Here is a 14132-nt window from a genome sequence, read left to right as displayed (position 1 = left end):
ATGCGGAGCGTCACGCTGAGCGAGTACGCTGGACAAGCCTGTGCCCACGCCAAACAAGGAGCGGGGCAAGGTGGTTGCCCCATGGCCGAGGCCGGGTGCACCGCGCTCCTCGGCGCCACTCCCTCGCGGCCCGTCATCAAGCAGACCTTTGAGCACCCATAAGCCGACCTTATGAGGTCATAGACCAGGGGTGAGTACAGACTTAGGCAAGCCTTTGTTTAGGGTGGCCGACGAGCCAGTTGTCGCCGCTCGAAGGGAACCTGAACATGCCCCGCCCCCTGCGGGTAGCCATCGTCGGAGCCGGCCCCGCCGGGATCTACGCCGCCGATGCGTTGCTGAAGTCCGAGGTGGCCGCCGCCGAGCCCGGCGTCTCCATCGACCTCTTCGAGCGGATGCCCGCGCCCTTCGGCCTGATCCGTTACGGCGTCGCCCCCGACCATCCGCGGATCAAGGGCATCATCACGGCCCTGCACCAGGTGCTCGACAAGCCGCAGATCCGGCTCTTCGGCAACGTCGACTACCCGAACGACATCAGCCTCGACGACCTGCGCTCCTTCTACGACGCGGTGATCTTCTCGACGGGCGCGACCGCGGACCGCGCGCTCGACATACCCGGCATCGGCCTCGACGGCTCGTACGGCGCGGCGGACTTCGTCTCCTGGTACGACGGACACCCGGACGTACCCCGCACCTGGCCGCTGGAGGCCGAGAAGGTCGCGGTGCTCGGCGTCGGCAACGTCGCGCTCGACGTGGCCCGCATCCTCGCGAAGACCGCGGACGAGCTGCTGCCGACCGAGATCCCCCCGAACGTCTACGACGGGCTCAAGGCCAACAAGGCCCTGGAGGTCCACGTCTTCGGCCGGCGCGGCCCCGCGCAGGCGAAGTTCAGCCCGATGGAGCTGCGCGAGCTCGACCACTCGCCGAACATCGAGGTCATCGTCGACCCCGAGGACATCGACTACGACGAGGGCTCGATCGAGACCCGCCGCGGCAACAAGCAGGCGGACATGGTCGCGAAGACCCTGGAGAACTGGGCGATCCGCGACACCGGCGACCGCCCGCACAAGCTGTTCCTGCACTTCTTCGAGTCCCCGGCCGAGATCCTCGGCGAGGACGGCAGGGTCACGGGCCTGCGCACCGAGCGCACGCAACTCGACGGCACGGGCAACGTGAAGGGCACGGGCGAGTTCAAGGACTGGGACGTCACCGCGGTCTACCGCGCGGTGGGCTACCTCTCGGACGAACTGCCCAAGCTTCCCTGGGACGTGGAGTCGGGCACGGTCCCGGACGTGGGCGGCCGGGTCGTCGAGGAGTCCGGCGAGCACCTGTCGTCGACGTACGTGACCGGCTGGATCCGGCGCGGCCCGGTCGGCCTGATCGGCCACACGAAGGGCGACGCGAACGAGACCGTCGCGAACCTGCTGGACGACCACGCGAACGGCCGTCTCCAGACGCCGGCCTCGCCGGACCCGGAGGCTGTCGAGTCCTTCCTCGCGGACCGGAACGTCCGCTACACGACGTGGGACGGCTGGTACCGGCTGGACGAGGCCGAGAAGGCGCTGGGTGAGCCGCAGGGCCGCGAGCGCGTGAAGATCGTCGAGCGCGAGGACATGCTCAGGGCGAGCGGCGCGTAACGCGCGCGGACCGTGCGGACGGCCGGTTCCGGGGCTCGCGGCCCCGGAACCGGCCGTCCTGCGCATTACGGCTTGGGGACCGCGCAGCCCGCCCGGTTCAGGTCGATCCGGCTGCCGGGGCCGATACAGGGCCCGAGCGTGTGGGTCTGCTGCCCGTAGTTGATGCCCTCGCGCACCGTCACGTTGCCGCTCTCGTCGACCTCGCACGGGTTGTTGTCCGTGCGGCGTCCGCCGTCCTCGTTGCCCGTGTTGTTGACGGCGACGACCTTGCCGGTGGCGGCGTCGACGACCGGGGAGCCGGAGGTTCCGCCGATGGTGTCGCAGCTGGAGGTGTAACGGATCGAGTCCTTCCAGGTCCAGGCGCCTTCCTTGAGAAGGTGGGCGAAGCCGTCGATGTCGCAGCTGTAGATCCGCTTCCAGTAGCCCGAGACGACCTTGATGGCCGTGCCCGCGGCCGGACGGGCGTCGTTCAGCTCCAGCGCCCTGAGGCCGTAGCGGGACTCGATCTGCCCGTAGGTGCTGGTGAGTTGGTACAGCGAGACGTCGGTGTCCTGTTCCGGCTCAACCACAACGTCGCGCCGTGAGCACCTCTGCCCGCTCGTCGCGGCGCTACTCGCCGCCCGGCGTCACCAGGCCCGACTCGTAGGCGACGATGACGAGTTGGGCCCGGTCGCGGGCGCCCAGCTTGCCCATGATCCGGCTCACGTGCGTCTTGGCCGTGAGCGGGCTCAGGCCCAGGGACTCGGCGATCTCCGTGTTGTTGAGGCCGCGGGCGACCAGGGTCAGGACCTGGCGCTCGCGGTCCGTGAGACCGTCGGGGCCGCCCGTGGACGGCAGCCGGGGCGCGCTCAGGACACGGGCGATCAGGCGGGACGTGGGCCCCGGCGAGAGCAGCGACTCCCCCGCCGCGACCGTCCGGATCGCGGCCAGCAGATCGGCCGGCCTGGTGTCCTTCACCAGGAACCCCGACGCGCCCGCGCGCAGCGCCTCGACGATGTGCTCGTCCGTGTCGTACGTCGTGAGCACCAGGACCTTCACGCCCGCGAGATCCTCGTCGGCGGCGATCAGCCGCGTGGCCTCGATGCCGTCCAGCTCGGGCATGCGGATGTCCATGACGACGAGGTCCGCCCGTTCGCTGCGGGCCAGTTCGACGGCCTCGGCACCGGTCCCGGCCTGACCGACGACCTCCATGTCACGGGCCGACTCGACGAGCATCGCGAACGCGGCGCGTACGAGGGTCTGGTCGTCGGCGAGCAGTACGCGGATCATGCGGCGGCCTCCGTGGGCTGCAGGGGCAACATCGCGGCGACCTCGAAGCCGGCCGCGTCCGTGCGCGGGCCGGCCGACAGCGTCCCTCCGACGCTGCGGGCACGCTCCCGCATCCCGATGATGCCGAAGCCGGAGGACCCGTACGGCTTTTCGGCCGCGGGAGACGATGAGCCGTCGTCGGTGACCGTGACACGCAGTTCCTCTCCGCGCCGCTCCAGGGCGACGTCGACACAGGCCCCCGCGCCGCCGTGCCGTACGGCGTTGGTCAGCGACTCCTGCACGATCCGGTACGCGGCGGCCTCCACCGCGGGCGGCAGTGCCCCCTCCCCGGTGTCCAGGGTCAGCCGCGCCCCGGCTGCCCGTACGAGACCGGGCAGCGCGGCGAGGCCGGGCAACGGCCCGTCCCCGTCGGGTCCGTCGGCGCGCAGCACCTCCAACGTGGCGCGCAGTTCGCCGCGCGCCGTGCGGCACGTTTCGGCGATGTCGTCGAGCGCCTTGGCGATCTGGGCGCGGTCGAGGCGGTCGGGGTCGACGGTCAGGACGTGGGACGCGACCGAGGTCTGCACGCCGATGAGGGTGATGGAGTGCGCGAGCAGATCGTGCAGGTCCCGGGCGATGCGCAGCCGTTCCTCCGCGACCCGCCGGGCCGCCTCCTCCTCGCGGGTGCGTTCGGCACGCTCGGCACGGCCGACGACGGAGGCGATGTAGAGGCGGTAGACACGCACGTCGACGCCGAGGACGAGGACGGCGAGGATCCAGCCCGAGGTTCTCAGGGCCTCCAGCCCCTCGTGGGCCCCGACGCCGAACATCACGGTGAGCATGATGCCGATGACGCCGACGCCGACGAGCAGCGTGTGCAGCGGGCGGGCGGTGGCGGCGAACGTGTACAGGGCGAGCAGCGATGCCGGGACGGGGGCGGCGTGGGCGTTGTCGAGCGCGTGGTACGGCGCGACGCACAGCAGCACGGCGACGAGCACGAGGCCGGTCCGCGACCGCCGCCACACGAGGGGCAAGGCCGTCCCCGCGAGGAGCGCCCACCCCAGGGCGTCGGGCCTGCGCCCTTCGTCGACGAACAGGGCGAGGAGGAACGACACGAGCCCGACGACGGCGGCGAGGATCGCGTCGTTGCGGGCGCGGTGGGGTGCGGTGAGAGGGTCGCGGCTCACCGCGGTGAGCACGCGTTCGCCGAGGCGGGGGCGCGGGGCGGTGTGTGAATCCTGCACGGCTCCATCCTGGTCGCGTTGCCTGCCTTTTCCCCACCCCGCCCTCCACCTACGGCCTGGCGGCCCTAGGGGAGGGCGGGGTGGGGTCCTTACAACCGGCCTGCCGGTTGCGGCGCCTCCGGCGCCATCGGCGCGACGCCCGGTCGCCGGCTCAGCGCCCCCGGCCACCACACCCGCCGCCCCAGCAGCACACTCGCCGACGTCACCAGATACGTCCGCACCAGGAACGTGTCCAGCAGCACTCCCACCGCCACCACGAAGCCCATCTCGACCAGCGCCACCAGCGGCAGGTTCATCAGCACCGCGAACGTCGCCGCCAGCACGAGGCCCGCCGACGCGATCACCCCGCCCGTGGTGCGCAGCGCCGTCAGCGCCGCCGCGGCCGGGTCGGCGCCCGACAGGGCCTCCTCGCGCATCCGGTGCATCAGGAAGATCCCGTAGTCGACGCCCAGCGCCACGAGGAACACGAAGGAGAGCAACGGCAGTCCGGGGTCCATGCCGTCGAAGCCGAAGAGCCCCTCGAAGACGAGACCGCCGAGCCCCAGCGCCGCTCCCCACACGGCGACGACGGCGGCGATGAGGATCAGCGGGGCGACGAGGCTGCGCAGCAGGGCGATCAGGACGAGCAGGACCGCGACGAGCACCAGGGGGATGATCACGAGGCTGTCACGGGTGTTGGTCTCCTCGAGATCGCGCTGCTGGGCGCTGGGCCCGCCGACGTGGCTGCCGTCGAGGCCGGCACGCAGCGCCTCGATGGTGGCCCTCTCCCCGGCGGTGTCCGGCCCGTCCTTCGCGAAGACGGCGATCTCGGTCCAGCCGTCGCCGGTGCGCCCGGCCTCGGCGGCGGCGACGCCGTCGGTGGCGCGGGCCTCGGCGAGCACCTGGTCGGCGCGGTCCGCCGGCGCCACGACGCTGATGGGCTGGGCGCTGCGCTCGGGATAGGCGTCGGCGAGGGTGCGCATCGCGGAGACGGACTCGGGCCGGTCGGTGAAGCCGTCCTCCTGGCTCAGGCTGCCCGGCAGGCCGAGCACACCGAGGGCGAGCACACAGAGCAGGACGACGCCTGAGCCGAGGACGAGTCCGGGCCTGCGCCCTGCGGAGCCGCCCATCGCGGTGAACAGCGAGCGGCGCTGCTTGAGCCGGGAGCCGTACGCGGGCACGAGCGGCCAGAACACGCGGCGGCCGAGGAGCACCAGGACGGCCGGGAGCAGCGTGAGCATGGCGGCCAGCGCGCAGACGACGCCGACCGCGCCGACCGGCCCGAGCCCCCTCGCGCTGTTGAGGTCGGCGGCCAGCAGGCAGAGCAGTCCCGCGGCGACCGTGCCGGAGGAGGCGAGGACGGCGGGTCCGCAGCCGCGCAGGGCGGCGAGCATGGCGTCGTACGGCCGCTGGACGCGGCGCAGTTCCTCGCGGTAGCGGGCGACGAGCAGGAGCGCGTAGTCGGTGCCGGCGCCGAAGACGAGGACGGTCATGATGCCGCCGCTCTGGCTGGTGACGGTGAGGTCGAAGCCCTGGACGAAACCGTAGATCACGGCCCGCGAGGTGAGTGCGGCGACGCCGACGACGGCCAGGGGCACGAGCCACAGGAACGGGCTGCGGTAGGTGAGGATCAGCAGGACGGCGACCACGCTCACCGTGGCGATCATGAGGGTGCCGTCAATGGTCTCGAAGACGGCCTCCATGTCGGTCTGCAGGGCGCCGGACCCGCCCACCTCGACGGTGAGGCCCTCCCTGCCCCCGCTCACCCCGGCGCCGTCGCCCAGCCGTTCGCGCACGTCCTCGACGAACGCGGCGCGCGCCTCGTTGTCGGTCCCGGGTTCGTTGCTGGACACCGGGAACATCAGCGTGCTGCCGTCCTGCGAGGGCACGCCCCGGGGCGGGCCGCTCGCGAGCGGGTGGGCGTCCGCGATCCCGTCGAGCCGACGCTGCGCGTCGGCACGGTCGGCGTCCGTCAGCCCGCCGTCGCGGTGGAAGACGACGACGAGGTCGGTGGACTCGCCGCCGGGCAGGGCCTGCTGGATCTTCGCGACCTGCGTGGAGTCGGCGCTCGCCGGCAGGTAGTCGACGATGTTGTCGCGCTGGACGTCACCCAGCTTGCCCGCGAACGGGCCGGCGAGGGCGACGACAGCCACCCAGAGCAGGACGATCGCCCAGGCCACGGCCCGGTGGCGCGCGGGCGGCTTCACCTGCGGTGGTTCTGTTGCGCTCCGTACGGCTCCCATGGGCGCCTCCCCTTCGTCACGGGTCCGGTGGCTGGATGCGTCACCAGACTCCCGGCGGCCGGGGGCGCTTTCGTCGCGCGCGGGGGCGAGATGCGGGCTACTGCCGTGGTCGGCCCGGTCCCGTGGTTACTCCCCGGGGAGTACGGCCGAAGGAGTGCGCCAGGACCTGGGCGACGCGAGCCGGCCTGATCCGGAAGAGAGGACCTAGAAGGGCGCGCGGGCCGTTTCCAGCAGGCGCGTGGTGTCGTCCTCGCCGAGCTGCAGTGCCGCGCCGACGGTGGTCAGCACCTCGCGCTCGGCCGGCGTGTAGGGGCCGTCGGCGAGGGCGATACGGGCGCCTTGCAGCAGGATCGACTCCCGCCCGGCGGGGGCGAGATGGGGGGCGAGCGGTTCCAGCGCCTCGTGCAGTTCGATGGCGAGGGCCGCGCCGTAGGGGGTGGTGTCGGCGACGAAGCGACCGGTGTCGGCGGCGAGCGCCTCGATGAGGGAGGTCAGCTGGTCCTCGGTGCAGTCGGCGAGCCCGGCGGCGCGGACCGTGTGTACGGCGGTCTCGCGAACCGAGCGGGAGGAGGTGCCGCCGGAGGCGAGGACGGCGAGGGCCACGGTGTGCACGGCGTCCCGGAGCATGGCCGAGAACCGGCTGGTGGTCGGGTGGTCCAGCGCGTCGGGGCCGAAGCGGGAGTGACAGGCGGCGCATTCGACGACGGGACCGGCGAGACCGCGGCGCAGCAGGGGCACTCCGAGGAAGGTGAAGCGGCGGCGGCCGGTGCGGCGGCGGTAGTTCCGGTCGCCTCCGCAGCCGGGGCAGAAGAACTCCCCGTCGCCGACGGTGCTCCACGACGTATGAATGCCGCACACCCTCTGAATGCCGCAGACCCGCAGTTTGCGGCCGAACATTCCTCGGGCTGGCAGCACGTCGCACCTCCGTCATTCCCCCGTAGCCCTTCGGGCACGGGCGGTGCCCCCTGCGGCAACGCTGCCGCGTGGACGTGATGTTAGCCACACGATTGAGGCGGCGTCAGCACCCCGACCGGAGTACGAGCGGACATGGCCGGATCCGCTCGATGCCCAATCGGGCGCACAACGGCGCAAAATCGCCGGTCGTGCTCGGATACGAGCACGACCGGCGATGCGACCGATTGCTGGGCTGACTAGCGGGCCGCGCGGTTGACGGCGGAGACGACGGCCTTCAGGGAGGCGCGGGTGGTGTTGGCGTCGATGCCGATGCCCCACAGCACCTTTCCGTCGATGGCGCACTCGATGTACGAGGCGGCCTGCGCGGACGCGCCCTCGCTCATGGTGTGCTCCTGGTAGTCCAGCAGGCGTACGTCGACGCCGATGGCGTTCAGCGCCTCGAAGAACGCGGAGATCGGACCGTTGCCGGAGCCGGTCAGCACCGTCTCGGCGCCGTCGACGACCGCCTCGACGGTCAGGGTGTCGACGCCGTCCTTGTCGGTGGTGGTCTGGCCGGAGCGGATCTGGATGCGTCCCCACGGATTGTCCGGGTTCGGCAGGTACTCGTCCTGGAAGACGGACCAGATCGCGGCCGGGGTGACCTCGCCGCCCTCCGTGTCGGTCTTGGCCTGGATGATCCGGGAGAACTCGATCTGCATCCGGCGCGGCAGGTCCAGCTTGTGGTCGTTCTTCAGGACGTAGGCGATGCCGCCCTTGCCGGACTGCGAGTTGACGCGGATGACGGCCTCGTAGGAGCGGCCGACGTCCTTGGGGTCGATCGGCAGGTACGGCACGGCCCACTCGATCTCGTCGACGGTCTTCCCGGCGGCGGCCGCGTCGGCCTCCATCGCGTCGAAGCCCTTCTTGATGGCGTCCTGGTGGGAGCCGGAGAAGGCGGTGTAGACCAGGTCGCCCGCGTAGGGGTGGCGCGGGTGGATCTCCATCTGGTTGCAGTACTCGCTGGTGCGGCGGATCTCGTCGATCTGCGAGAAGTCGATCTGCGGGTCGACGCCCTGCGAGAACAGGTTCATGCCCAGGGTGACCAGGTCGACGTTGCCGGTGCGCTCGCCCTGGCCGAACAGGCAGCCCTCGATGCGGTCGGCGCCGGCCATGATGGCCAGCTCGGCGGCGGCGACGGCGGTCCCGCGGTCGTTGTGCGGGTGGACGGACAGGCAGACGTACTCGCGCCGGGTCAGGTTGCGCGACATCCACTCGAACCGGTCGGCGTGCGTGGACGGCGTCGAACGCTCCACGGTGGCGGGCAGGTTGAGGATGATCTCGCGGCCGGGGCCGGGCTGCCACACGTCGCAGACCGCCTCGCAGACCTCCAGGGCGAAGTCCAGCTCGGTGTCGGTGAAGATCTCGGGGCTGTACTGGTAGCCGAAGCTGGTCTCCGGGCCCAGCAGCTTCTCCGCGTACTCCATGACCAGGCGGGTGCCGTCGACGGCGATCTGCTTGATGTCGTCCTTGGAGCCCCGGAAGACGACGCGGCGGAACGTGGGAGCCGTGGCGTTGTACAGGTGGACGGTGGCGCGCTTGGCGCCGACCAGCGACTCGACGGTCCGCTCGATCAGGTCCTCACGGGCCTGCGTCAGCACCGAGATGGTGACGTCGTCGGGGATCGCGCCCTCTTCGATGATGGAGCGCACGAACGCGAAGTCCGTCTCGCCCGAGGAGGGGAAGCCGACCTCGATCTCCTTGTAGCCCATGCGTACCAGCAGGTCGAACATCTCGCGCTTGCGGGCGGGGCTCATGGGGTCGATCAGCGCCTGGTTGCCGTCGCGCAGATCGGTGGACAGCCAGCGCGGCGCCTTGGTGATCCGCTGCTCGGGCCAGGTGCGGTCGGGGATGTCGACGGCTTCGTAGCGGCCGTACTTGTGGATCGGCATCCCGGACGGCTTCTGCGTGTGCGTCGTGTTGGTGATCGGGGTGGGGCGGCCGATCCACTGCGACTGAGACATTGCGTAGGGCTCCTCGGGTCCATCAATGATGGGGGTACCTCCCATGGCCGGAGGCCTATGGGGGAGGCCGACTGTGTCGAAGCAGCACCAGACTCCGCGGGGAGGGGGTCGGCCTACGACTACAGGCCCTCGCCGCGGCAGCTAAGGAGAAGCAGCCCGAAACGCATGATGCGAAGAAGACTAACCGAGCCTCGGCGGGAGCGTGCGTCCCGTTTCAGTATGCGGGACGACCGATCAGTAACGGTCAAATGTGTCCTATCACTCCATTTCATTAACCGCTGTCGCATCCCGTGACAGTCTCCGCACACACTGCCACATTGCCGGACATGGACATTCCCACCCCGGTCTTCTGCGGCATCGTGCCGCCGCACATCCTCGACAAGCTCGCCCGGTCGGGCGATCCCGCCCTCTCCGACCCGGCCCGCCGCACGCTGCAGGCGGACGCCGCACAGCGCACCGGCCGGCGGCTGACCACCGTTCTCGGCCCGGCCGCCCGGCCGGCTCCCGGCGATGCCGAGGGCCCGCGCCGCACGCTCTACGACGCGCAGAACGGCACCGTGCTGCCGGGCGCCAAGGTGCGCGGCGAGGGCGACGAGCCGGTGGCCGACGCCGCCGTCAACCGCGCCTACGCGGGCCTGGGCGCCACCTTCGAGCTGCTGCGGACCGCCTACGGGCGCGACTCCGTCGACGGCGAGGGCCTGCCGCTGGACGCGACCGTCCACTACGACGAGAAGTACGGCAACGCCTTCTGGAACGGCGAGCAGATGGTGTTCGGCGACGGGGACGGGGAGATCTTCCTCGACTTCACCGTCGCGGTCGACGTCATCGGGCACGAGCTGGCCCACGGCCTGACCCAGTACACGGCGAACCTCAGCTACTTCGGCCAGCCGGGCGCGCTCAACGAGTCCGTGTCGGACGTGATCGGCTCACTCGTCAAGCAGTACACCCTCGGGCAGACGGCCGACGAGGCGGACTGGCTGATCGGCGCGGGCCTGCTGGCGCCGCGGGTCAGCGGGGTGGCGCTGCGCTCGCTGAAGGCACCGGGGACCGCGTACGACGACGACGTGCTCGGCAGGGACCCGCAGCCCGCGACGATGGCGGACTACGTCCGCACCGGCCGCGACAATGGCGGTGTCCACATCAACTCGGGCATCCCCAACCACGCCTTCTACCTGCTCGCCACCCGCCTGGGCGGCCGGGCCTGGGAGCGGGCGGGGCAGATCTGGTTCGACGTGCTGACCGGCGGCGATCTGAGCGTGGACGCGGACTTCGCCAGTTTCGCCCGGTTGACGGTCGCGGCCGCCCGTGACCGGTTCGGTGCGGGCGAGGAGCTCGAGGCGGTGCTGAAGGCATGGTCGCAGGTCGGGGTCGGGACCGCCGGGTGAGCCGGAGGGCGCGGAGCGGCGGGCGGCCGTGTGCCGTCCCGCTGTCGCATGCGCACGATCCGTACTAGAACGGTTGCCATGCGTATCCAGGTAAGGCGTACGGGCGGGTTCGCGGGGATCGAGCGGCTCGCCGAGGTGGAGACCGACGGGCGCGACGACGCGGGCGAGGTGCAGGGCCTGGCCGAGCGCGCGATGGCCGACGGCCGGGACACGCCCCCGGTCGGGGTGCCCGACGGGTTCAGCTACCAGATCACGGTCGACGGGCGGACGGTGTACTGCTCCGATCCGCGGCTGTCCGAGGCCCAGCGGGACCTGATCTCGCTGGTGCTCAAGGAAGGTTCGTGACGCCGGTCGGCCGGAGGCCTGCGATCACCGAGCGGGCGGCGCGCTCCGGCTCGTCGCCCGCCGCGACGGCGAAGTCGACGAGCGCACCGGTCAGGACGTCGTCGGCCGTGTAGCCGCCCATGATGTACCCCGCGCGGGCCAGCTGGGCGATCCCGTGCATCTGCGCGAAGAGCTGGCGCACCAGCAGGTCCGCGTCCGCGCCCGCCCGGAAGCGGCCGCTGTCCACGCTGCGGCGGATCGCGTCGCGGGGGAAGCGCAGGACGGACACGCCCATGCGGCGGTCGTCGTCGTCCAGCTCGAAACCGGCCAGCGTCGAGCCGCCGAACAGCACCGCGTAGACGTGCGGCTCGTCGCGCGCGAAGTCCTGGTAGCAGCGGCACAGGGCGGCGATCGTTGCGACCGGGTCCTCCCCCTGCGGCACGGCCAGCGCCCGGGCGCGGAAGCGCTCGAACCCCTCCCGCATCACCTCGCGGACCAGGTTCGGCATGGAGCCGAAGTGGGTGTAGACGGCCATGGTCGAGGCTCCGACCGCCTTGACGAGGCGGCGGGCGCTGAGCGCGGCGGGCCCTTGCTCGGCGAGGACACGGGCGGCCTCGTCGAGGAGCCGGCGTCGGACGGAGCCGGGCGGGGAGGCGGGACCGGCGACGGAATCTGCGGTTGACACGGCAGCAGCGTAACGCTGTTATGGGGGATAACAGCGTTACGCCGAGGCGGCGGGGATCATGCCGCTGACAGGACGGGCCGGCCTGCCGCGCCCGGACACGGAGCCGGCACACCACGCGGAGGCCACGGGGCCGGAATCCGAGCGCGCGGAGCTGCTTCAAGGCCCCACTCCGATAGGCCGCCCTCGCACGCCTCGGCCCCGAGGGGGCCTCACCGGCCTCGGACGACCGCCTCGGCCTCCGGCCGCCGGAATCGAGTCCGGGGCTCAGAATCCGAGCTTGCGGAGCTGCTTCGGGTCGCGCTGCCAGTCCTTGGCGACCTTCACATGGAGGTCGAGAAAGACCGGCGTTCCCAGGAGCGCCTCGATGTGCTTGCGGGACTTGATGCCCACTTCCTTCAGGCGCTTGCCCTTCGGGCCGATGATGATGCCCTTCTGGCTGGGCCGCTCGATGTAGACGTTCGCGTGGATGTCCAGCAGCGGGCGGTCCGCCGGGCGGTCCTCGCGCGGGAGCATCTCCTCGACGACGACGGCGATCGAGTGGGGCAGCTCGTCGCGCACACCCTCCAGCGCGGCCTCGCGGATCAGCTCCGCGACCATCACCTGCTCCGGCTCGTCCGTGAGGTCGCCCTCCGGGTAGAGCGCCGGGCTCTCGGGCAGCAGCGGGATCAGCAGGTCGGCGACCAGCTGCACCTGCTTGTCCCCGACGGCCGAGACCGGGACGATCTCGGCCCACTCGATGCCCAGCTCCTTGCCGAGCCGGTCGATCGCGATGAGCTGCTCGGCGAGCGTCTTGGAGTCGACGAGGTCGGTCTTGGTGACGATCGCGACCTTCGGGGTCTTCCTGATCCCGGCGAGCTCCTTGGCGATGAACCGGTCACCGGGGCCGAGCTTCTCGTCGGCGGGCAGACAGAAACCGATGACGTCGACCTCGGCCCAGGTCGTGCGCACCACGTCGTTGAGCCGCTCGCCGAGCAGGGTGCGCGGCTTGTGCAGGCCGGGGGTGTCCACCAGGATCAGCTGCGCCTCGGGGCGGTGCACGATGCCGCGCACCGTGTGCCGGGTGGTCTGCGGCCGGTTGGAGGTGATGGCCACCTTCTGGCCGACCAGAGCGTTCGTCAGAGTGGACTTGCCCGCGTTCGGGCGGCCGACGAAGCAGGCGAAGCCGGCCCTGTGGGGGGCTTCGGAGGACTGGGTACGAGCGCTCATGGCGCCCATTGTCCCTGATGCCAGGTGCTCCCGGGTACGCGCTCACCCGCCGGGGACGCGCGACGGCGCCACCCCGGAGGGGGTGACGCCGTACGAACGGGCCGGAATGGGCCGTTCAGCCCGCCGTGACCGAGGACTTCAGCTCGCCGTCGGGCCCGGCCAGCAGCACGGGGGTGGACGCGCCGCCCAGGTCCCGTACGGCGGCGCGGTCCGCGTCGGACGCGGTGTCCGCCTCGGAGACGACGGCCGCGGCCTCCAGGGACTTCGCGCCGGACGCCACGGCCATCGCGACCGCGGTCTGCAGGGCGCTGAGGTTCAGCGAGTCCAGCGCCACGGTCCCGGCGACGTACGTCCGCCCGGTCTCGTCGCGCACGGCGGCACCCTCGGGCACACCGTTGCGGGCCCGGGCACTGCGGGCCAGCGTGATGATCTTGCGGTCCTCGGGGCCGAGGTCGGTGCTCTGCGTCATGCTCCCGAGCATAGATCGGCCCCGAGTACACACCGACGTCAGCCCTGGGCGGCCTTGACGAGCTTGTCGCCGATGACCTTGACGAGGCCGTCGAACGCCTTCACCGCAGCCGGGTCCTCACCCGGGATGTACGCGGCGCGGGAGACAGCCGTGCCCTGCGAGGCGACCAGCAGGTACACCTTGTAGTCCACGCCGAGGCCCGGGAGCTTCATCGTCATCGAGAACGTCTGGGAGTCCTCGGCGACCTTCCCGGCCGCCACCTTCTCGATCTTGACGTCGTTCTTCTCGCCGTCCTGCGTGAACGTCAGCTGCGGGCACGCGTCCAACGCGGTGCCGAGGGCCTTGGTGAAGTCGGCGGCGCCGGTGCCCTCGAGGGTGAAGACGGCCTGGCTGAGGGCCTTCTCGCTGCCCGCGGTCTCGAAGTCGGCCGGCTCGCCCATGGTGGCGCCCTCGACGTCGTCGGCGAGCAGGTTCGCGATCGGCTGGCACTCCGGCTTGTCGGCCTTCGGCGCCGGGTCGCCGGAAGAAGGCGTCTTGGTCGCCTTCCAGCCGTCGGGCAGGTCGCCGGCCACCAGCGTGGCGGCCTTCAACTGCTCGGCGGTGAACGGCTTCACGGCCGGCGCGCTCGCGCCGTCCTGCTTCTCGCCGCTCTTGTCCGCGGAAGCGCTCGGCTTCTTGTCGTCCTCCGCACCGCAGGCGGTGCCCGCGAGACACAGAGCGGAAGCGGTCAGAACGGCGGCGGCGCTACGGCGGATACGGGTACGCATTGCGTCATCTCCCCTGGTGAAAACAGCTCGCGG

Annotated in this window: 12 protein-coding genes and 1 pseudogene; 3 read left to right on the top strand and 10 right to left on the bottom strand. The window is 71.5% G+C overall.

Features of this window, described 5'->3' with window-relative positions; translation table 11 throughout:
- Nucleotides 1-266: 266 nt before the first annotated feature.
- On the top strand, nt 267-1634 hold the full coding sequence (locus QFZ82_RS26745) for an FAD-dependent oxidoreductase (protein ID WP_307715578.1): 1368 nt from the start codon (nt 267-269) through the stop codon (nt 1632-1634).
- A gap of 65 nt (nt 1635-1699) precedes the next feature.
- Here the strand turns inward: QFZ82_RS26745 and QFZ82_RS26740 are convergent.
- From QFZ82_RS26740 to leuA, 6 genes and pseudogenes are all read right to left on the bottom strand, one after another.
- Nucleotides 1700-2248, bottom strand: a pseudogene (locus QFZ82_RS26740) (serine protease); the annotation flags it as partial.
- On the bottom strand, nt 2244-2903 hold the full coding sequence (locus QFZ82_RS26735; protein ID WP_307715577.1) for a response regulator transcription factor: 660 nt from the start codon (nt 2901-2903) through the stop codon (nt 2244-2246). The gene QFZ82_RS26735 and the pseudogene QFZ82_RS26740, both read right to left, overlap by 5 nt.
- Nucleotides 2900-4126, bottom strand: coding sequence for a sensor histidine kinase (locus QFZ82_RS26730; protein ID WP_307715576.1), 1227 nt, complete (start codon nt 4124-4126; stop codon nt 2900-2902). Before QFZ82_RS26730 ends, QFZ82_RS26735 begins: the two co-directional genes overlap by 4 nt.
- Before the next feature lie 89 nt (nt 4127-4215).
- Nucleotides 4216-6348, bottom strand: a complete 2133-nt coding sequence (locus QFZ82_RS26725; RefSeq protein WP_307715575.1) for an MMPL family transporter — start codon at nt 6346-6348, stop codon at nt 4216-4218.
- A 204-nt stretch (nt 6349-6552) separates the two neighbouring features.
- A complete protein-coding gene (locus QFZ82_RS26720; RefSeq protein WP_373429327.1) occupies nt 6553-7263 on the bottom strand; it encodes a TerB family tellurite resistance protein in 711 nt (236 codons plus the stop codon).
- 236 nt (nt 7264-7499) lie between these two features.
- Nucleotides 7500-9263, bottom strand: coding sequence for a 2-isopropylmalate synthase (gene leuA, locus QFZ82_RS26715; RefSeq protein ID WP_307715574.1), 1764 nt, complete (start codon nt 9261-9263; stop codon nt 7500-7502).
- A gap of 326 nt (nt 9264-9589) precedes the next feature.
- Between leuA and QFZ82_RS26710 the strand changes: the two genes are divergently transcribed.
- Both QFZ82_RS26710 and QFZ82_RS26705 read left to right on the top strand, forming a co-directional pair.
- On the top strand, nt 9590-10648 hold the full coding sequence (locus QFZ82_RS26710) for a M4 family metallopeptidase (RefSeq protein WP_307715573.1): 1059 nt from the start codon (nt 9590-9592) through the stop codon (nt 10646-10648).
- 78 nt (nt 10649-10726) lie between these two features.
- A complete protein-coding gene (locus tag QFZ82_RS26705) occupies nt 10727-10993 on the top strand; it encodes a protealysin inhibitor emfourin (RefSeq protein WP_177152441.1) in 267 nt (88 codons plus the stop codon).
- Here the strand turns inward: QFZ82_RS26705 and QFZ82_RS26700 are convergent.
- The 4 genes from QFZ82_RS26700 to QFZ82_RS26685 form a co-directional block, all read right to left on the bottom strand.
- Nucleotides 10977-11657, bottom strand: a complete 681-nt coding sequence (locus QFZ82_RS26700) for a TetR/AcrR family transcriptional regulator (RefSeq protein ID WP_307715572.1) — start codon at nt 11655-11657, stop codon at nt 10977-10979. The genes QFZ82_RS26705 and QFZ82_RS26700 overlap by 17 nt on opposite strands.
- Nucleotides 11658-11921: 264 nt before the next feature.
- Nucleotides 11922-12872: a GTPase Era gene (gene era / locus QFZ82_RS26695; RefSeq protein WP_307715571.1), complete on the bottom strand. Its 951-nt coding sequence runs from the start codon at nt 12870-12872 to the stop codon at nt 11922-11924.
- Between the two features lie 106 nt (nt 12873-12978).
- Complete coding sequence (locus QFZ82_RS26690; RefSeq protein ID WP_307715570.1) at nt 12979-13332, bottom strand: cytidine deaminase; 354 nt, start codon at nt 13330-13332, stop codon at nt 12979-12981.
- Between the two features lie 38 nt (nt 13333-13370).
- Nucleotides 13371-14099 (bottom strand): hypothetical protein, encoded by a 729-nt coding sequence (locus QFZ82_RS26685; RefSeq protein WP_307715569.1) that lies wholly within the window; start codon nt 14097-14099, stop codon nt 13371-13373.
- Between the last annotated feature and the right edge of the window lie 33 nt (nt 14100-14132).

It is taken from the genome of Streptomyces sp. V4I23 (genome assembly GCF_030817975.1).
Lineage (GTDB): Bacteria > Actinomycetota > Actinomycetes > Streptomycetales > Streptomycetaceae > Streptomyces.
The sequence above is the reverse complement of the archived record's forward strand: the minus strand, read 5'-3'. Positions and strand labels throughout refer to the sequence as shown.

Excerpts from the sequence above, each read along its gene's own strand:
- QFZ82_RS26685 (WP_307715569.1), bottom strand. The coding sequence starts at position 14,099 with ATGCGTACCCGTATCCGCCGTAGCGCCGCCGCCGTTCTGACCGCTTCC.
- QFZ82_RS26705 (WP_177152441.1), top strand. The coding sequence starts at position 10,727 with ATGCGTATCCAGGTAAGGCGTACGGGCGGGTTCGCGGGGATCGAGCGG.
- era (WP_307715571.1), bottom strand. The coding sequence starts at position 12,872 with ATGGGCGCCATGAGCGCTCGTACCCAGTCCTCCGAAGCCCCCCACAGG.
- leuA (WP_307715574.1), bottom strand. The coding sequence starts at position 9,263 with ATGTCTCAGTCGCAGTGGATCGGCCGCCCCACCCCGATCACCAACACG.
- QFZ82_RS26725 (WP_307715575.1), bottom strand. The coding sequence starts at position 6,348 with ATGGGAGCCGTACGGAGCGCAACAGAACCACCGCAGGTGAAGCCGCCC.
- QFZ82_RS26710 (WP_307715573.1), top strand. The coding sequence starts at position 9,590 with ATGGACATTCCCACCCCGGTCTTCTGCGGCATCGTGCCGCCGCACATC.
- QFZ82_RS26690 (WP_307715570.1), bottom strand. The coding sequence starts at position 13,332 with ATGACGCAGAGCACCGACCTCGGCCCCGAGGACCGCAAGATCATCACG.
- QFZ82_RS26735 (WP_307715577.1), bottom strand. The coding sequence starts at position 2,903 with ATGATCCGCGTACTGCTCGCCGACGACCAGACCCTCGTACGCGCCGCG.
- QFZ82_RS26745 (WP_307715578.1), top strand. The coding sequence starts at position 267 with ATGCCCCGCCCCCTGCGGGTAGCCATCGTCGGAGCCGGCCCCGCCGGG.